Source organism: Nocardia brasiliensis IFM 10847, assembly GCF_000710915.1.
Taxonomy (GTDB): Bacteria; Actinomycetota; Actinomycetes; order Mycobacteriales; family Mycobacteriaceae; genus Nocardia; species Nocardia brasiliensis_A.
Genome location: NZ_BAUA01000089.1, coordinates 33,988 through 52,566, shown reverse-complemented (window position 1 = coordinate 52,566; position 18,579 = coordinate 33,988). Strand labels below are relative to the sequence as shown.

The window sequence follows — 18,579 nt, the reverse complement described above, 5'->3', positions numbered from 1 at the left end:
AGTTCCCGCATCGCACAGTCCTGCCCTCGCCTGTATGTACTGAATCGCACTGGCGAGCAACGTGTTACGTGACGTTGCGGACCTCTGTCCGGCGAACGATCCCCGGAACGCAACGCGTCTGGTTTTCGTTTTCCGGCTGGCGCTATCGCAAGACTTCGTTATCGGGACAGACGCCACCGCTCGGCGGCTGGGAGGCTGAACTGAGCGACGTGTCGAATGAGGGCGTTCAATCCAGGAGCAGAACCTCACGGCGAGCTCGCCGCATGGGGAAGGTTTCTTATGACCGTCCAACCCACCATCGTCGCCCGCCGAACTCGCGCAGGTCGCGGCCGTGGAACTGATTCCTACGACGGGATCGAACCAGTGCTGGCAGAACTGGCGGGCTTGCCCGACGGCTCGCGCGAGCATGAACGGCTGCGCGTCGAGATTCTGCGGCGATGCCTACCGCTGGCCGAGCACATCGCCCGGCGCTACACCGGCCGCGGCGAGAATTACGACGACCTGTTCCAAGTCGCGAGCCTCGGGCTCGTCGCCGCCGTCGACCGTTACGACCCGGCGCGGGCGACACCGTTTCTGGCCTTCGCCGTGCCGACGATCATGGGCGAAGTCCGCCGCCACTTCCGCGATTTCGGCTGGTCGGTACGAGTTCCGCGGCGCACCAAGGAAATTCAGCTGATGCTCGCACCCGCCGTGGAAAGGCTCTGTCACCGGCTGTCCCGGATGCCCACCGCGCTCGAGATCGCCGTCGAACTCGACGTCGATCTGCTCGAGGTGACCCAGGCGATGCTCGCCGCCAACGCCTACACCAGCGATCCGCTCGACACCTCGGCGCACGACAACGACTACGCGCCGAGCGCGGCCGACCTGCTCGGCACGGAGGATCCGGGCTATCAGCTGACCGACGAGGCGCTCGCCATCGCGCCGCTGCTGGACGAACTTCCGGCCCGCGAACGCCTGGTCCTGCATCTGCGGTTCTTTCGCGGGCAAACCCAGATCCAGATCGCCGAACAGCTCGGCGTCTCCCAGATGCAGATCTCGCGCATCCTCACCAAAACGCTCACCCAGCTGCGCGAAAGCGCACTGCCGGATGACGATTGATGGCGGGCAGCACCAGATAGTCGCGGCCACAGCATGTTTGAACGTCGCGCCACGGGGATTACGGTGGGAAAGACGATCGGGACGGTGGGTATGAAGACCAAACAGATCACCGTGCGAGTGAAAAAGGGCCAGTGGCGCGCCATCAGCGCGGCGGCCGATTGTGCGGGCATGAGCGTCGAGGACTATATCCGCTGGAGTGTAAAGCTTTTGGCGCTGCAATCCAGGCCCGGCGGCAACCCGCCCCAGGCATCCACCGCGCCTCCCGAGCCGCGCCGGCGAGCACATCCCGTGCTCGATCAGCCCGAGTCGACAGCGTGGGAGGAGTGCTTCTCGGAGCAGCTGTCACACCGTATCGAACAGTTCCGCGACGACTGAGACCCCCCGGCAGCGCAACGGCGAACCCCGCGACATGTACTTGTCGCGGGGTTCGCTGTCGTGCGTAGTGCCGCTGCGATCAGTGCCGGCCGAGTGACGGGCTGGTACCGAACGATCCGCTCGCCTGATTCGCCGCCACCCGCGGCAGCAGCAGGCCGAGCGCGACCATGCCGACGCCGAGACCGAAGTGCAGCCAGGGCAGCACGCCGCCGCCCGGCGGGGGCGCGGTACCACGGACGCCGAGCCCGACGATCTAGCTGCTGACCGTTTCGTCTTCGAGCGACGCACGGATCTGCACGCGCAGCTCCGGTCCGTCTTCGTGCTGATGTACGGAGATCGCGTGCTCGCTCGCGGCCCGCACGACTTCGTCCTCTTCACCGGCGATGGTGAGCGTGCAATTAGTTTCGCTGGGGAACCTGCGGCAGTCGGCTACTTTTCTCGTCATGGGACGAGCCTCCTGAGAGATCAATATTGCTGGTCTCTACGGTAGACCTCCCAGGTCACCAGGGTCGCGAAAGCGGAAATCGGTGAGCACGGGGCCGGGCGCGCTTGGCGCGCCTCGAGGTCGTCGCTTATATTCGCGAGCACAACTGGTTCGCCGGAGGTGGAGTCGAGGAGCCCCTGATCCACCGGCCGGCGTCGAGTTCGGGCCGCGTTCGCGTGCGCCCGGACGAGAGGGAACCCGGTGCGAATCCGGGACTGTCCCGCAACGGTGAATGGGCGCGCCCCATGAGTCCGAAGACCTGCCGGTTGTGCCGGGTACGCCGTATCCGGCGGTCGTCGCCTCGTGGATCGGGCGTAACGCCGAGTGGACCCGGGCACGGGATTGATGCTTCGAGGGCTCCGTCAGCGTTTCGCTCGTTATGGGTGGTGGCCACAGGGCGCTACCACGGAGTTCATCAATGCTGAACCCTCACAGGAGTTTTCCCGCCCGCATCGCACCCGCGGTGCGCGGCGTGCCGTCGGTCGTGCAGAGCCTGCGCCTGCACGCGCACCAGCGGGTGCCGTTCTCGGTGGAATTCAACCCGCCGCGCGACGCCGCGGGCGAAGCTCGACTGTGGCGCACGGTGCGCGAGTTCGAGCGTATGCATCCGGCGTTCGTCTCGATGACCTACGGCGCGGGCGGTTCGACCAAGGACCGGACCGCGCGCATCACCGGCGCGCTGGCGCAGGAGACCACTCTGCTGCCGGTAGCGCATCTGACGGCCGTCGGGCACAGCATCGCCGAACTGCGCGCGCTGGTCGGCTCGTACGCCGACTACGGCATCCGCAACATTTTGGTGCTGCGGGGCGACCCGCCGGGTGATCCGCTCGGCGACTGGCACAAACATCCCGAGGGAGTCGAGTACGCCGAGGAACTGGTGCGGATCGTGCGGGATCTCGGCGACTTCAACGTCGGGGTCGCCTCGTTCCCGCAGATGCACCACCGCTCCCCCGACCTGGACACCGACACCGCGTTCCTGGCCGCGAAACTCCGTGCCGGAGCAGACTATTCGATCACCCAGATGTTCTTCGAGGTCGACCATTACCTGCGCCTGCGCGACCGGCTCGCGGCCGCCGACCCCGAGCAGGGGGCCAAGCCGATCATTCCGGAGCTGATGCCCGTCACGTCGCTGCGCACCGTGGCGCGGGCGGAGGAACTCAGTGGCCGCGCGCTGCCCGCGCCGATCATGGCGCGCCTGCTCCGGGCGGCGGGCACCGGGCCGCAGGAGAACCGCGCCGCGGTCCGTGAAGTCGGTATCGAACTCGCCACCGAACTCGCCCAGCGCCTCATCGATGAGGGCGCACCCTGCCTGCACTTCATCACGTTGAACTTCGCCAAGGCGACCACCGAGGTGCTGACCAACCTGGGCTACGCGGTCACGGCCGCCCCGCTGAGCGCCTGATCCACCCGGTCGAGTCGGGCGACGTGGCGAAGTCCCGGTTACGCGAGGACACTGAAGACCAATACCGTATTCGTCCCGAGGAGCGATGTGATGGCAGCCGAGAGGCCTTTTGGGATCGATCCGGAGGATTTCGAACGCGCGCTGCGGGAGGCGGGGATCGAGATCCGCGACCTGCTCGGCAAGGCGGGCCAATATGTCGACCGCGCCGGGGTGAACACGCTGGCGTCGCTGCTCGGCCAGTTCGTCCAGCCGCAGCGCCCGCGCGCGGCGAAGCCGGAGAGCGAGACCACCGGCGAGACCGGCAGCGGCGTCTGGGTCATCTACAGCATCGACGACGCGGGCGAGGCCCGGGTCGAGCAGGTGTTCCCGAGTGAACTCGAGGCCTTGCGCGCCCACCGCGACAACACCGACGAACGCCGCCGCGTCCGCTTCCTGCCCTACGGCGTCCCCGCCACCGCGCTCGACTCGCCCTGACCCCGACGCTCAATCCGAGGTGGCGACCTTCCAGAGGTGACCGTCGGGGTCGCTGAAGTGACCGTCATAGCCGCCCCAGTCGGTGGCGGCGGCCGCCTTCGTCACGGTGCCGCCCGCGGCGATCGCCGCACGGATGACCTCGTCCACCTCCGCCCGGGATGCGGCCAGGAAATGGAACGAGGCGCCGCGGAAGCCGGTGCCCGCGGCGGGTACGCCCGCGTCCGCGGCGACGGCGTCCCATTCGTACAGCGCCAGCGACGACGACCCGGCGCCGAGCCCGCATCGGACGAACCCCGGGAACTCCTGCTCGACCGTGCAACCCAGGCCCTCGACGTAGAACTTCTTGGCCCGGTCCACGTCGGCCACCCCGAGCATGACGACGCTCAGCTTCAATTCGACAGTCATGCTGGTCAGACTAGGTGACTCAGGACGCGGGCGCGGGCGAGTCGGGGGCGTGGTCGAGCCAGGCCGCGAAGGCGTCGAAGGTGAAGGGGCGGCCGAGGAAGTCGGCCACCAGGTCAGCCGCGTCCTTCGATCCGCCGGGGGCGAGGACGCGGTCGCGGTAGCGGCGGGCCACCGCGGGATCGAGCAGATCGGCGGGATCGAATTCGGAGAACAGGTCCTTCGCGATGACCAGGCTCCAGAGATAGGTGTAGTAGGCGGACGTGTAACCCGCGAGATGACCGAACGACGCTTGGAAATGGGTGCCGGGCAGCATGGCGATCAGTCCGTAGCGTTCCATCGCGTGCAGCACCGCCGCGGTGTGGTCGGCGGGCCGATCGCGGTGCAGCAGATACGACACCGCGGTGTAGCCGACCTGGGTCTGGATCTGGATGCCCTTGCCGAAGTCGGTCGCGGCGCGCATCCGCCGCACCAGCTCGGCGGGGATCGCGGCCCCGTCCTCGTCTATTGCGAACCGGCCCAGAATCGTTGGGTCCCATGCCCATTCCTCGAGCATCTGGGACGGCGCCTCGACGAAGTCCCATTCGGTGGCCACGCCGGAGAACCGCGCCCAATCCTGCTGTCCGGCAAGCACATGATGCAGGAGGTGCCCGAATTCGTGGAACAGCGTGACGACCTCGTGGTGTTCCATCAACCCCCGGGAGAAGTTGCACACCAGCACGCCTTCGGGCAGCAGTCGGCCGGCGATCCCGCCGACGAGCTCGAATTGCGCCGCGTGCTTGTACTTTCCGGCGCGCGGGTGCAGGTCGAGGTAGATCCGTCCGCAGCGCGCACCGTCGGAGTAGACGTCGTACGCGGTGACCTCCGCATGCCAGGAGGTGCCGTCGACCGGCCGATACTCCAGGCCGAACAGCTGACCGGTGACGTCGAGCAGGCCGTCGCGTACCCGGGTGAAGTCGAAGTAGCGACGGACCTCGCGGGCGTCCACGTCGTACTGCTCGCGCCGGATCAGCTCGGTGTAGTAGCCGACCTCGGACCGGTCGATGGTCGCCGCCGGGTCGTCCTGGCTGCGGCGCGCGAGCAACGTCGCAAGGTCGCGCCGGCCCGCGGCCGCGGCGGCCGCGGAGATCCGCTCGATGAAATCCGCGATGGCCGCGCCGGTGCCGATCATCTTGACGTCGGCGTCGTAATCGGGCCAGCTGTCGAAGCCGAGCAGGCGGGCCTGTTCGTCGCGTAGCTCGAGCATCTCGTGCAGCACCTCGTCGTTGACCGGCCAACCGCGGCTTTCGAATTCGACCGTCAGTTCGCGCCGGGCGGCGGCGTCGCCGGCGAACGACCGGAACGGCCGGTAGTCCGGGTAGTCGGTCGTGACGGTGACCAGTCCGTCCGCGGCGACCGGATGCGCGGCGACGAAATCCGCGGGTAGGCCGTCGAGCCGGTCGGGCGTCAGCCGGATCGAGCGGACGTCGTCGCGGATGGCCCGCCCGAAGTCCTGAGTGAGCACGGTGAGCCGCTCGGCGATGACGCGCAGCCGTGCCCGCGTCGGATCGTCGCGGTCCACGCCGGTGCGGCGGAAGTCGCGCAGCACGTGTTCGCGCATGCGGCGCGCCGCCGCGTCCAGCCCCGCCGCGTCGGTGGCCGCGACGACGTCGTAGAGCCCGCGATCCAGCCCGCGATCGGTCCGGGCGCGATCGATCCGCTGCACGAGCTCCTCGGCGAGCCCGCGCACTTCGCCCTCGGGATGGATTTCGACGAACAAGCCGGCGGCCGCGTCGACGCCACGCAGTGCGATATCCGCGTCGTTCCACAGGCCGAGCACCTCGGCGGTGTCACGCGCAGCTCCGTCCTTCAAGCGTGTCAAAGTCCGCGCCGCCGTCGCGAGACCGTCGTCGACATAGTCGGCAAGCCACTCGGACCATTCGGCGGACGGCAGGGCAAGCGGCTGCGGACTCATCCCCCGACATTAACCGCAGCCTCGGCCACGGTCATGTCATCACCGCGGGTGCAGCCGCGGCCAGAATTCGCCCAGACTGGCGGGGTCGTGCGCGATGAGATCGCGAAAGCGTGCCACGAAGCGCTGTTCGGCTTCGATCAGCTCGAGCCGATAGTGGTACTCGATCACGAAAACTCGGTCGACGTCACCGGCCGAGGCCAAGACCGCCCGTTGCTGCTCAGCCTGTTGCGCCAGGGTACGTTCCCGTTCGTCGAGCAGGGCGGCGACGTCGGCCGGGGGCAGCACCACGATCAGCGACAGGGCCGCCTCGAACTGCCGGAACTCCTTGGCGGGCACCGAGACCATTTCCCGCATCCGCGCGCGCAGGCGCTCCTGTCCGGCTTCGGTGGGCCGGTAGATCGTGCGTTCGGGGCGCTGCCCGGCTCGCTCGGTGTGCTCGGCGGTCAGGTAGCCGGCCCGGGTCAGCTGGTCGAACACCATGTACAGCGAAGCGTGTTTGAAGTCGATGCTGCGGTCCGCGTTGCGCCCCTTCAGCAGTTTGCCGACCTCGTAGGGGTGCATCGGCCGTTCCATCACGTAGGCGAGCACGACCAGCGCGAGCGGGTTGTGCAGTGGGTCCCGCCGGATTGCCACGGGACCCTCCTCCTAGACGTCGAGCACGAGTCGATCCCCTCGCGCGCGGGACACACAGGGGTAGATGATATCGACCCGGTCGCGCTCGTCGGCTTGCAGGACATCGTCGCGATGGTCGGGGACACCGGCCAGTACCCGCGTCGCGCAGGTGCCGCACACACCGTCCGTACAGGACAGATCCACGGTGGGATCGACCGCCTGGATCGCTGCGAGCAGGGTGCGGTCGGCGGGCACCGGCACCACCACGCCCGAGCGGCGCAGCTCGGCCTCGAACGCCGTGTTCGTCCGGTCCTCGCCCCGATTGCTCGCGGCGAACCGCTCGGTGTGCAGCGTGACGTGCGGCTGCCGGGCAACGGCGGATTCCATTGCGGCGAGCAGATCTTCGGGACCACAGCAGTAGACCGCGGTGGCCGCGGGTGTGCGCCGGAGCAGCTCGTCGAGATCCGGGCGAGCGTGCGTGTCGGCGGGCAACAGCGTAACCCGGTCCGGATATTGCCGGAGTAGTGCGTTGCCGAAGGCCATCGTCGGGACTGATCGCCCGCGATAGACCAGTCGCCATTCGCATTCGGCTTCGTGCAGCCGGCGGATCATGGGCAGCAGCGGCGTGATGCCGATACCACCGGCGACGAACAGATACGCGGGCGCGTCGATCAGCGCAAAGTTGTTGCGCGGTCCGCGGATACCGATGCGCGTGCCCACCGGAAGGTCGTGGATCTCCACCGATCCGCCGCGCCCGTCGGGCTCACGCAACACGGCCACTCGGTAACTCGCCGAATCGGCCGGATCACCGTAGAGCGAATACTGACGGACCCGGCCGGACGGCAAGACGAGATCGATGTGCGCGCCCGGCGCCCACTCCGGCAATGCCTGGCCCTCGCCGCGTACCGTCAGCGCGATTGTGCCGTCGGCGATTTCGCGTCGGTCGGCGAGCACCGCCGGAATGACCGGCTGCTTGCGCCCGGTCAGGACACGGCGGCCGCGTCGGGTCTTGCCGCCGGGCTTGTACAGCGACAGCAGCACTGCCGCAACCAAACTGAGCGTCGAGCCACCGAACCCCCAGAACGCCACCGCGGCGGACGCACCGAGTTCCGCGGGGCTGCCGCCGGTCTCGGCCAACTGGGCCGCGCGCGCTGCCGCGTGTTCCAGCGCATCGTGCAGAAACCCGAACGCTGCGAACAGGATTCCCACCGCGATGGCCAGCTTGGCCGCGACCCAGTAGTACCGGAACAGGCCCCAGCTCGTCGTCAGGGCCACCGCCAAGCCGGTGAGGAAGGTGGCGAAATTCGCCCACGGCAGCAGGGTGAGGTCGAAGACAGCCATCAGTTCATAGGTGACACGGCTGGTGTGGATGTCGCGCGTCGTCATCGCCACCACCGCCATGGCGGAGATGGTCACCGCGATGCCGACCCAGCAGCACGCCGCGATGATATGCGCCGCGACAAGGGCTTTGCGCGGTCTCGGGCGCAGTTGCCCGGCCAGTGCGGCCAGGATCGGCACCGCGAGCCAGCTGGCGAACATCGCCACCAGATCGCCGACGACGAACGCTTGCAGCACCACGGCGACGACCAGCAGCCAGCCGCCGCCGAGCAGGATGCGGCGCGGCACGGCGCGCACAACGGTCACCAGCACGATGAGACCACCGGCCACCGCGATGATCAGCCACCACATCGGGACGCGCGCGGCCGTCAGCGTCGCGGGAAAGACCGGGGGTGACAGCATGGCCGCGACCGCAACCATTGTGAAGGCCACCAGCATGTTTCGCCCGGACCGGGACCGATGTCGCTGGGCGGGCGCGGGTTTCGAAGTTGTTCGGACTGACATAGCACGTCTCCGCATACTCATATAGTCGATATCGACTAATCGAGTATGTCGCGCTCATCGGCCCCCGCCATCCGGGACAACCCTGAAAAACACAAGCCCTGGCGGATTTACCAGTTGTTTGCTGTAATTGGAGAATCTGAATTACCAGATTGGCTCCATGCGGACCCCGATTCGACGGAGGTAGACGAGATGACAGAGCGCATACCGGTGGTTTTCGTGCACGGGTTGTGGCTGCACGCGACGAGCTGGCAGGACTGGGCGCAATGCTTCGCCGACGCCGGATTCGACCCGCTCATGCCGGAGTGGCCGGGTGTGCCCGACACCGTCTCAGCGGCCCGTGCGGTGCCGGAACGTCAAGCCGGCGTCGGCGTCGCCGAGATCTCCGCGGCTTACGCCGAGGTCATTCGCGGGTTGCCGCGCCCGCCCGTCCTCGTCGGCCATTCGATGGGCGGCTGGGTCGTGCAGCATCTGCTGGGCCAGGGCTTGGGGGCCGCGGCGGTCGCCATCTCGCCCGGGCAGATCCGCGGCGTCAAAGCCGTCAGCCTCACCCAGGGCCGGGCCGTGCTGCCGATACTGGGCAACCCGGATCACGTCAAACGCGCGGTCTCCCTGTCCGCCAAGCAGTTCCGCTTCTGCTTCGGCAACGCCGTCTCCACGGCGGAGTCGGACGCCCTGCACGAGAAGTGGTCCATTCCCAGCCCGGCCCGGCCGCTGTTCCAGCTCGCCTACGCGAACTTCGTCCCGAACTCCCCCGCCGCGGTGGATGTCCGCAACGACACCCGCGGACCGTTGCTGTTGCTGTCCGGCAAGCTCGACCACACCATCCCCGACGTCCTCACCCGCGCCACCTTCAAGCGCTACCGGCACGCCAAGGCGCTCACCGACTACCAGCGCTTCGACGACCGCGGCCACTCTCTGGTCGTCGACAGCGGCTGGCACACCGTCGCCGACACCACGCTGCAGTGGCTCCGCAAAGTGCTGCCGTAGCAGCGGCACGATCGCGTGCATCCGGCACCGCCGATTTCGCCGTCGAGAGCGCCGCGACGATGTTGCGCGAAGCAGGCTTATCCGTGCCGACCTCCGCTGCGCCCCCGATGAATTCGCTTCCGATGGCGGGCGCTCGAACCCGGCGTCCACCGAGGGGGTGCGCGGCTACGACCTCTTCAAGCACAAGCAAGAAGGTTGCATCCGAGCCGTTTTCCGCCCCTGACGCGGACACCCGCACGGCGGGCTGGTGGATTTCATGATGCTGGTCCACCAGGTGTCCAGGGGGCTGGGTTCAGGCCAGTAGACCACCGGGACTACGTCGGAATCGCTTGCGGGCGTGGACGTTCGGCTCAGTTCGGCTGCTGTGGCAGTGGTACTCATGCTGGATGTCATCCCTCGAGTTCATCGCGCCGGATCACGCGAAGGGCCGGGTGCGCCCGGCACGACTGCCGGGCGCACCCATCGACGGAAAGAATCTGACGGTCTGTACAACGAGATCACTCTTCGGACAGGCATCACCTCGCTCGTCGGACGACGGCCGCGCGCGGCCGGGGCGGATGTCAAGCGTCGATGGCTATTTATCTGTGCCATCTGACATAGATAAGTTTTAGCTCGAAGCACAGAAGAGCGCAAGGGGGTCGCTCGGGTGTTGCGTGCATCGAAAACCGGATCCTGGGTACGTCCAGCGCATGACTTCCTCTACTGTCACCGAGGTCAGCGTGCTGCCCGCACCCCGAGGCGAGTTGTCCGCCGCCGTCATCGAGACGTTGTCGCGGGAACCGGGCAGCGCTGTCCCCACCCTGCCCGATCTCGACCCGTACGGTGAGGACTTCCAGCTGGCCCTGCACACCTGCTACGAGCTGCATTACCAGGGCTTCGGCGCGGTCGACAGCGGGTGGGAATGGGATCCCGGACTGCTCACGCTGCGCGCGGCGCTGGAACAGCGGTATCTGCGCGCGCTGCGCGACGATGTACCCGGCGGCACCGATCTGGAGGCCGAGCTGGAGGCCTTGCTGGCCGTCCCGGCCGAGGAGACCGGCGTCAGCGCGTTCCTGCGCGACGAAGGCGAACCCTGGCAGCTGCGCGAATACTTCGTGCATCGCTCGATCTACCACCACAAAGAGGCCGACCCGTACGCCTGGGCGATCCCCCGGCTGCGTGGTCAAGCCAAAGCGTCGTTGGTCGCGGTGGAATTCGACGAATTCGGCGGCGGTCGCGGCGAACGGGTGCACGCCCAGCTCTACGCCGACCTGCTGGCCGGCGCCGGACTCGATCCGTGCTACCTGCACTACGTCGACATCGTGCCCGCCCCGATGCTCGCACTGGTCGACATGATGTCGCTGTTCGGTCTGCATCGCGCTTGGCGCGGTGCGCTGATGGGACACTTCGCCACTGTCGAGATCACCTCCCCGCCCGGCGCACGCCGCATGGCGCAGGCGCTGGGCCGCTGGGACTCCGATCCCGCTTGCGCGCTGTTCTACAACGAGCACGTCGAAGCCGACGCGGTGCACGAGCAGGTGATGCGCGAGGCCATCACCGACCTGCTCGCGCAGGAACCGGAGCTCCGGGAATCGGTGGTCCTCGGCATCCAGGTGACCAATTTGCTCGAGGATCGCTTCGGCGAGCACGTGCTCGGCGCGTGGCGTCAGGACCGCACTTCGTTACGTGAGCCGCTTTCCTCGCTGTGATCATGATTGACTCGCCGACGAGCGGGCATCGCGTACAGGTGATGTTGATACGCACCCCCGGTGTCTACCGGCCACAGACCGATACCTGGCTCCTCGCCACCGCGCTGGCCGATGCCGCGCTGCCACCGGGCGGCCGGGTGGTGGACGTCTGCAGCGGCACCGGCGCGCTGGCCGTCCGCGCGGGCCTGGCCGGCGCGGCCGCGGTCACCGCGATCGATATCTCCCGCGCGGCGAGCATGTCCACCTGGCTCAATTGCCGGCTGCACGGCATCGACGTCGAGATACTGCGCGGCGATTTCGAAACCGCCTTGGCGAACCGGGAATTCGATCTGCTGCTGGCCAATCCCCCGTATGTCCCGGCCCCGTGCGAGCGGCCGGTGCGCGGCCGGGCGCGGGCTTGGAACGCGGGAACGGACGGACGTTCGTTCCTCGACCGGCTCTGCGCCCGCGCGCCGGACCTGCTCGCCTTGGACGGCACCGCCTTGATCGTGCACTCGGTGGTCGCCGACCCGGATCTGACCATCACCCAGCTGCGCCACGGCGGCCTGAAGGCGGCCGTGGTCGCCCGCACGACCATCCCGTTCGGACCGGTGATGCACCGATGCGCCGGACATCTCGTCGAGCAGGGCATTGTCCAGCCGGGACAGCAGGAGGAGGAATTGGTGGTGATCCGTGCCGACAAGACCCGAAAGTGACCGGCGGCGAATAACTTTCACCGACGACGGCCCGGCGTTGATCGAGGGCCCGGTGGAGATCGTCACGACCGACGGCACCCGCATCGAGTGCGACCGCTTCCAGGTCGCCCTGTGTCTGTGCAAGCGCTCGAAGAATTACCCGCTCTGCGATACCAGCCACCGTAAACGGTTGCGCGGCACCTCATGAACACCGGCCCGCGGGCGGGCGTTTCGACGGGCGCGGTCCGGGCAATCGGCCGACGTGACCTCCTTATGGCTAGACAACGTGCCCGCCAGGACGTACTCGCCGTTCGAACCGGGACGGTGGTTCGATCATGTGGTGGTCGGTGGCGGTCTCACCGGCGTGAGCACCGCACTGTTGCTCGCTCGCGGCGGTGACTCGGTCGCCTTGCTGGAGGCCCGCACGCTCGGTGCGGCCGCGACCGGCAACACCACAGCCAAACTGAGTCTGCTGCAGGGCACCCACCTCTCCAGCATCGCGAAGAAGCATTCCGCCGACACGCTGCGCGCTTACGTCGAGGCCAATCGGCAGGGCCAGCGCTGGCTGCTGGATTTCTGTGCCGACCACGGCATAGCCACCCAGCATGCGCCCGCCTTCACGTATGCGAGCAGCCGCGCGAGCACCGCGCGGATCGAAGCGGAGCTCGCGGCGTGCCGCACCGCGGGACTCGACGCGCACCGGGCCGAGGAACTGGATCTGCCGTTCCCCACCTACGGCGCGGTCCGCGTGGACGCCAAGCCCAGTTCGATCCCATGGCGGTCCTGCACGGACTGGCCGCCGAGGCCGAGCGGCAGGGCGCGGTGATCGTGGAGAACACCCGGGTGCTGACCGTCAGCGGCGATACCGTCCGGACCGAACACGGCCAGATCCACGCCGGGACGATCGTTCTCGCAACCGGTACGCCGATCCTGGACCGCGGCGGGTTCTTCGCCCGGTTGGAACCGAATCGGTCCTACGCGTTGGCCTTTCGGGTACCGGAGCCGATCCCGCACGGCATGTATCTGTCCGCGGACGCACCGACCCGTTCGCTGCGCTATGCGCCGCGGCCCGAGGGCGAACTGCTGCTGGTCGGCGGCAACGGACACGTCGTCGGCCGAGACAAGCAGACCCGGGCCCAAGTCGACGATCTCGTCGAATGGACGCGAACCTATTGGCCCGCAGCGGAATTGACGCACAGCTGGTCGGCGCAGGACTACTCGCCGATGGACGGGCTGCCCTACGTCGGCCCCCTGGTGCCGGGCAACGAGCACATTCTCGTGGCTACCGGTTACTCGAAGTGGGGCATGACCAACGGCGTCGCCGCGGCGCTCGCGATCGCCGGCCGGGTGTCCGGCAGGCCGCCGGAGTGGGCGCGCACCCTCGAAGCGTGGCGGCCGCGGGAACTCACCGGGCTGGCCACGGCGATCAAGACCAACGGCGGCGTCGGCCTGGCCATGGCGAGCGGCTGGGCCCGCGCGGAGTTGCACGGCGACGGCGACACCCCCGCCGAAGGTCACGGCCAGGTGCGCCGCGCAGGTCTGCGGCCGGTGGGCACCTGCACGGTGGACGGCAAGACCACCGCGGTCTCGGCGATCTGCCCGCACCTGTACGGCGTCGTGCAATGGAACGACGCCGAAAAGTCTTGGGACTGCCCGCTGCACGGCTCCCGATTCGCCCCGGACGGAAGCGTGCTCGAAGGACCCGCGACCCAGCCGCTGGCGCCGAGCGAGTGACGCCGCGCGGCCACGCTCACGCCGCGTCGGCGATCCGGCGCAGCTCCTCCTCGGTGCACAGCACCGTGACCGTGGCCGCCAGCACCGCCGACACGTTGACACCCGCCGCGCGGGCGGCCGCGACGGCGCGCCTGAGCTCGTGCAGGCTCGTCGGAGTTCGGTCGGTGTCGTACCCGATGATCGCCGCCTGCAAGGCGATCACCGCGGTGGAATGGCACTGGCTCATGTCGTCGGGTCCTGGGTGGTATGGAATGTCCGCCGTGCCGTCTCGGCCGCGAGATCACGTGCGGGGACGCGGAATCGAGCCGATTCCGGTCATGACACCAGGTTAGCGCCGGCGACCGGCAAAGCCGCGCGATCTTCCCCACCGCAACGAGACTGTTTGCTTCCGCATCAGCCGGGCATAGCGGTCGCGAGAGATGTTGTCCGCCCGACCGTAGGAGGTGTCCACGAATGCCCGGATCCACCCGACGTTCGAAGCCGAAACCGCAGCCTGTCGCGCCGGGCGCGCCGGCCAGTGCCGCACCCACGGTGGCCGAACCCACGCAGCCCCGCGAACCGCTCCCGCCGAAACCCGACCAGGCGGTGCCGCGGCCCAGCACGCCGACCGGAGCGGCGGTCGACGAGCCCGTCCGTGCCGCAGGCCAGCAGGGCGCCTTCCTGACCACCGCGCAGGGCGCCCGGCTCACCGACACGGACCACTCCCTGAAGGCGGGCCCGCGCGGACCCGTGCTCCTGCAAGACCACCACCTGCGCGAGAAGATCACCCATTTCGACCACGAGCGGATCCCGGAGCGGGTCGTGCACGCCCGGGGCGCGGCCGCGCACGGCGTCTTCACCGCCAACGGCGCCGCGACCAAGATCTGCTGTGCGTCGGTTTTCGAAAAGGACAAGCAGACACCGGTTTTCGTGCGCTTCTCGACGGTGCTCGGCTCGCGCGGATCAGCCGACACGGTGCGCGACACCCGCGGTTTCGCCACCAAGTTCTACACCGACGAGGGCGTGTTCGACCTGGTCGGCAACAACATCCCGGTGTTCTTCATCCAGGACGGGATCAAGTTTCCCGACATCATCCACGCGGGCAAACCGCATCCGGACCGGGAGATCCCGCAGGCGCAGAGCGCCCACGACACCTTCTGGGACTTCGTCACCCTGCACACCGAAGCCACCGCGCACACCCTCTGGAACATGTCCGACCGTGGCATTCCGCGCTCGTACCGGATGATGGAGGGCTTCGGCGTCCACACGTTCCGGCTCGTCAACGCGCGCGGCAAGACGGTGCTGGTGAAGTTTCACTGGAAGCCGGCACTCGGCGTGCACTCGCTGCTGTGGGAGGAAGCGCAGATCGCCGCCGGCGTGGATCCGGACATGCATCGGCGCGATCTCGCCGACGCCATCGAGTCCGGCGCCTACCCGCGCTGGGATCTCGGCGTGCAGGTCTTTCCGGACACCGAGGAACAGACCTTCGAGGGCATCGACCTGCTCGACCCCACCAAGCTGGTGCCCGAAGAGCTGGCGCCGGTGCAGATCATCGGCACCATGACCCTCACCGCCAACCCGACCAACTACTTCGCGCAGACCGAGCAGGTCGCGTTCCACCCCGGCCACCTCGTACGGGGCATCGACCACACCGACGACCCGCTGCTCCAAGGTCGCCTGTTCTCCTATCTGGACACCCAGATCTCCCGCCTCGGCGGCCCCAACTTCGCGCAGCTGCCGATCAATCGGCCGCACGTCGGCACGAACGATATGTTCCGTGACGGAATGCACCAGACCGCAATACATTCCGGAGTCGCACCGTACCGGCCCAACAGTCTCGACGGCGGCTGCCCGTTCCTCGCCGGGAACGCCGACGCCGCCTTGATCGAATACCCCGAAGCCGTTGCGGGAAAGAAGGTTCGGGAGGCGCCCCGCAGCTTCGACGATCACTTCAGTTCGGCGCGGCTCTTCTACGCCAGCCTCACCCCGATCGAGCAGGCGCACGTCGCCAAGGCCTACACCTTCGAGCTCGGCAAATGCTACGAGAAGGCGATCAAACAGCGGGCCGTGACGGTGCTGCGCCAGATCGACGAGCAGCTGGCCGCAACGGTCGCGCAGGGGCTCGGCCTGCCGCTGGACGGCAAACCGAGCAAGAAGGTCAAAGTGACGGTGTCGCCCGCACTCTCACAACTCGGCGGCAAGTGGCCGACCGACGGACGGATCATCGGCGTCTTCGCCGACGACACGACCGACCCGGCGGAGCTCGCCCGCGCGGTCGCCGCGATCGCGGATCAGTCGATGACGCCCTTGGTCATCGCCCCGCACGGCGGCGAGCTCGGCAAGGGCGCACGGCAGGTCCCCGTCTCCCGTACCTTGGACACCGCACGGTCCATCGAATTCGACGCCCTGCTCATCGCGGGCAACGCCGCGGATCCGCGGTTGGCGCTGCTGCTGCAAGAAGCACACCGCCATCTGAAGGCCATCGCCTACACCTCGGCGGGCGCCGACGCGATCCGCTCGGCCGGCATCGCCGAGGAGTCAGCCGGTGTGGCGGCGGCGGACACCATCGGCTCGGCCTTGGACGCGCTCGCCGCGCTCTTGCCGGAGCACCGGGTTTGGGCGCGAGCTGGTGAGTTCCCGCAGTGATGCGCCGTGACGCGCTCAACTCGACTGCGTCACAACACTATCCGAGCTGACGAAGGAACTCGCCCCGGAGCCGAGGGCGATCGGTAACCGTTCGTGCCCGTTGGAGACGAAGCTGCCGCCCGGCACCCACCGCCGGGCGCGGCCTCAGACGATCTTGGCGTCGATCAGCAGGGTCCAGATCTTGCCCTGATCGACCACCTCGACGCCGAGTTTCTCCGCCTTGGTCAGTTTGCTGTCGCCGACGCCGGCACCCGTGATCAGCAGGTCCGTGTTCGCCGAGACCGAGGAGGCCGCCGTCGCGCCCGCCTGTTCACACAGGCGTTGGAACGTCGGCCGGGCGACCTTCTCACCGGAGCGCGGGTCGCTGATCGCGCCGGTGATCACCACGGTCTTGCCCGCCAGCGGCGCGCCCGCCGCGATCACCGGTGGCAGGTCCTCGGCGCGCACGTCCAGGGAGACGCCCGCCGCGCGCAACCGCTCCAGTTCGGGTCGCAGCCGGGTGAGGTGCGCGACCAGGGACGCGGCGACCTTCGGCCCGATGTCCTCCACCGCTACGAGGCGTTCCTCGCCCGCGTCGGCCACCTCTTCCAGCGAACCGAATCCCGCGCGCGCCAACCGCGCGGCGGTGCCGTCGGAGGCCATCGGGATCGCCAGCCCGATGAGCGCGCGGCGCAGGCCGACCTGCTTGCTGGTCTCGATCGAGTCGATCATCCGCTGGGCCGAGACCTCGCCGACGCGATCGAACTCGAGCAGCCGCTCCTTGGTGAGAATGTAGAAATCCGACGGATTCTCCAGAATGCCCGCCTCGGCGAGACGTTCGATCCACACCTGCCCGATCGCGTCGATGTCGGCGGCGGCTCGCGAGGCCCAGTGGATCAGCCTGCGCACCGTCTGCGCCGGACAGGAAACGTTGGTGCAGAACAACTCTCGGCTGTTGCCCTGCTCGGTCACCGGTTGCCCGCAGGACGGGCAGCTGGTGGGCGGCACGATCTCGAGCTCCTCGCCCGTGCGTGCCGCGGCGTCGAGCACACCCGCGACGAACGGGATCACATCGCCCGCGCGCCGCACCAGCACGGTGTCGCCGACCTTGATGTCGCGGGCGCGGATCACCTCCTGATTGGCCAGCGTGGCCTTGGTGACCGTGGTGCCGCCGACGAAGACCGGCTCCAGCCATGCGACCGGGACGATCTTGCCCGTCTTGCCGACGTCCCAGATCACCTCACGCAGCAACGTGGTCTTCTCCTCCGCGGCGAACTTGAACGCCAGTGCGCCACGCGGCGAGTTGGACCGGGTGCCAGCCGCCGCGTAGGCCTCGCGATCGGCCAGGCGCAGCACCGCACCGTCGAGGTCGTAGTCCAGTTCGTTGCGGCCCTGCTCGATCGCGGTGATCGCGGCCTGCGCCTGCTCGGCGTCGGCACACAGGCGCATCTGGGCACCGGCGACGCCCAGCGCGCGCAGCCCCTCCCCCAGGTCGTCCGCGGCGCCGCCGTCGGAGGTGTCCAGATCGAATCCGAAGAATTGCAAGCGTCGTTCGGCGACGGTGGCCGGATCCTTGGCCCGCAGCGTACCGGCCGCCGCGTTGCGCGGATTGATCAGCGGCTTGTCCGGATGAGCCGTGTTGTAGGCGAGGAAGGTCGAGCGCAGCATCACCGCCTCGCCACGCACCTCGACCCGTCCGGGCACCTCGATCCGCTCGGGCACGCCGTCGACCAACGCGCGCACCAGCATCGTCACGTCGTCACCGGTGGTGCCGTCGCCACGGGTCACGGCACGCTGCAGCCGCCCGTCCGTATAGACCAGCGACAGCGACAGCCCGTCGAGCTTCGGCATCACCACCACCGCTTGGCCGGGGAACCGGTTGAAGAAGGCCGCGACCTGTTCGGGCTTGGTCGCCTTCTCCAGCGAGAGCATCGGCCGCGCATGCCGGATCGGGGCGTGCAGCACCGCGGGTGCGCCGACCTGCTCCAGCGGGTTCGGATCGGGGGCCAGGTCGGGGTGCGCCTCGATGAGCGCCCGCAACTCGTCCTCGATCGCGTCGTAGTCGGCATCCGCGACCAGCGGCGCGCCTTGGTAATACGCGTCGCGCAGCGCCACGATGCGGTCCGCGAGCTCTTGGATACGTTCCCCAGTTTCCACAGCACCAGACGCTACCCATAACCACCGACAACACCGCGTTCCGACTGTTCGCGAGGCCATAGGAATCGGGCCGCGACTGTGACCTGTCCCGC

17 protein-coding genes, 1 pseudogene and 1 riboswitch are annotated in these 18,579 nt (G+C 68.4%); of the genes and pseudogenes, 10 read left to right on the top strand and 8 right to left on the bottom strand.

The window, feature by feature from the left end; all coding sequences use genetic code 11:
- Nucleotides 1-279 precede the first annotated feature (279 nt).
- Nucleotides 280-1,098 (top strand): SigB/SigF/SigG family RNA polymerase sigma factor, encoded by an 819-nt coding sequence (locus NBRGI_RS19345; protein WP_036559863.1) that lies wholly within the window; start codon nt 280-282, stop codon nt 1,096-1,098.
- 84 nt (nt 1,099-1,182) lie between these two features.
- Complete coding sequence (locus tag NBRGI_RS19340; protein WP_148310878.1) at nt 1,183-1,473, top strand: hypothetical protein; 291 nt, start codon at nt 1,183-1,185, stop codon at nt 1,471-1,473.
- A gap of 79 nt (nt 1,474-1,552) precedes the next feature.
- On the opposite strand, the gene NBRGI_RS49645 is transcribed toward NBRGI_RS19340, so the two are convergent.
- Nucleotides 1,553-1,678 (bottom strand): hypothetical protein, encoded by a 126-nt coding sequence (locus NBRGI_RS49645; protein WP_268808412.1) that lies wholly within the window; start codon nt 1,676-1,678, stop codon nt 1,553-1,555.
- A 48-nt stretch (nt 1,679-1,726) separates the two neighbouring features.
- Nucleotides 1,727-1,918: a DUF1059 domain-containing protein gene (locus NBRGI_RS19330; RefSeq protein ID WP_029898269.1), complete on the bottom strand. Its 192-nt coding sequence runs from the start codon at nt 1,916-1,918 to the stop codon at nt 1,727-1,729.
- 177 nt (nt 1,919-2,095) lie between these two features.
- Nucleotides 2,096-2,238: riboswitch (cobalamin riboswitch) on the top strand.
- Nucleotides 2,239-2,375: 137 nt separating this feature from the next.
- Between NBRGI_RS19330 and NBRGI_RS19320 the strand changes: the two genes are divergently transcribed.
- Both NBRGI_RS19320 and NBRGI_RS19315 read left to right on the top strand, forming a co-directional pair.
- Entirely contained in the window at nt 2,376-3,359 is a 984-nt protein-coding gene (locus NBRGI_RS19320; RefSeq protein ID WP_228831888.1) for a methylenetetrahydrofolate reductase, read from the top strand.
- Nucleotides 3,360-3,449: 90 nt separating this feature from the next.
- Nucleotides 3,450-3,833 (top strand): hypothetical protein, encoded by a 384-nt coding sequence (locus NBRGI_RS19315; protein ID WP_029898265.1) that lies wholly within the window; start codon nt 3,450-3,452, stop codon nt 3,831-3,833.
- A gap of 9 nt (nt 3,834-3,842) precedes the next feature.
- Here NBRGI_RS19315 and NBRGI_RS19310 read toward each other — a convergent pair whose 3' ends face one another.
- The 4 genes from NBRGI_RS19310 to NBRGI_RS49935 are packed head-to-tail and all read right to left on the bottom strand — an operon-like array spanning nt 3,843 to nt 8,541.
- Nucleotides 3,843-4,238: a VOC family protein gene (locus tag NBRGI_RS19310; protein WP_029898262.1), complete on the bottom strand. Its 396-nt coding sequence runs from the start codon at nt 4,236-4,238 to the stop codon at nt 3,843-3,845.
- 19 nt (nt 4,239-4,257) lie between these two features.
- Nucleotides 4,258-6,189: a M3 family metallopeptidase gene (locus NBRGI_RS19305; protein WP_029898260.1), complete on the bottom strand. Its 1,932-nt coding sequence runs from the start codon at nt 6,187-6,189 to the stop codon at nt 4,258-4,260.
- A gap of 39 nt (nt 6,190-6,228) precedes the next feature.
- The gene (locus NBRGI_RS19300; protein WP_029898258.1) at nt 6,229-6,822 is read right to left on the bottom strand and encodes a PadR family transcriptional regulator; all 594 of its coding nucleotides are present in this window, start codon (nt 6,820-6,822) and stop codon (nt 6,229-6,231) included.
- Between the two features lie 12 nt (nt 6,823-6,834).
- On the bottom strand, nt 6,835-8,541 hold the full coding sequence (locus NBRGI_RS49935) for a PDR/VanB family oxidoreductase (protein WP_370627795.1): 1,707 nt from the start codon (nt 8,539-8,541) through the stop codon (nt 6,835-6,837).
- Between the two features lie 291 nt (nt 8,542-8,832).
- On the opposite strand from NBRGI_RS49935, the gene NBRGI_RS19290 reads away from it, so the two are divergent.
- The 5 genes and pseudogenes from NBRGI_RS19290 to NBRGI_RS49635 all read left to right on the top strand — a co-directional run bounded on the left by NBRGI_RS19290 (nt 8,833) and on the right by NBRGI_RS49635 (nt 13,726).
- Complete coding sequence (locus tag NBRGI_RS19290; protein WP_029898254.1) at nt 8,833-9,630, top strand: alpha/beta hydrolase; 798 nt, start codon at nt 8,833-8,835, stop codon at nt 9,628-9,630.
- A 689-nt stretch (nt 9,631-10,319) separates the two neighbouring features.
- Nucleotides 10,320-11,318 carry an iron-containing redox enzyme family protein gene (locus NBRGI_RS19285; protein ID WP_029898252.1) on the top strand — a complete coding sequence of 333 codons (999 nt, stop codon included), beginning with the start codon at nt 10,320-10,322 and terminating at the stop codon, nt 11,316-11,318.
- Between the two features lie 41 nt (nt 11,319-11,359).
- On the top strand, nt 11,360-12,013 hold the full coding sequence (locus tag NBRGI_RS19280) for a HemK2/MTQ2 family protein methyltransferase (protein WP_029898250.1): 654 nt from the start codon (nt 11,360-11,362) through the stop codon (nt 12,011-12,013).
- Between the two features lie 52 nt (nt 12,014-12,065).
- Nucleotides 12,066-12,200, top strand: coding sequence for a CDGSH iron-sulfur domain-containing protein (locus tag NBRGI_RS49930; RefSeq protein ID WP_370627794.1), 135 nt, complete (start codon nt 12,066-12,068; stop codon nt 12,198-12,200).
- Nucleotides 12,201-12,254: 54 nt separating this feature from the next.
- Nucleotides 12,255-13,726: pseudogene (locus tag NBRGI_RS49635) on the top strand (FAD-dependent oxidoreductase).
- A gap of 16 nt (nt 13,727-13,742) precedes the next feature.
- On the opposite strand, the gene NBRGI_RS19265 reads toward NBRGI_RS49635, so the two are convergent.
- The gene (locus NBRGI_RS19265; RefSeq protein ID WP_029898246.1) at nt 13,743-13,952 is read right to left on the bottom strand and encodes a hypothetical protein; all 210 of its coding nucleotides are present in this window, start codon (nt 13,950-13,952) and stop codon (nt 13,743-13,745) included.
- Between the two features lie 227 nt (nt 13,953-14,179).
- Between NBRGI_RS19265 and NBRGI_RS19260 the strand changes: the two genes are divergently transcribed.
- Nucleotides 14,180-16,351, top strand: a complete 2,172-nt coding sequence (locus NBRGI_RS19260; protein WP_029898244.1) for a catalase — start codon at nt 14,180-14,182, stop codon at nt 16,349-16,351.
- 144 nt (nt 16,352-16,495) lie between these two features.
- On the opposite strand, the gene ligA is transcribed toward NBRGI_RS19260, so the two are convergent.
- Complete coding sequence (gene ligA, locus NBRGI_RS19255) at nt 16,496-18,487, bottom strand: NAD-dependent DNA ligase LigA (RefSeq protein ID WP_029898243.1); 1,992 nt, start codon at nt 18,485-18,487, stop codon at nt 16,496-16,498.
- Nucleotides 18,488-18,579: the final 92 nt, after the last annotated feature.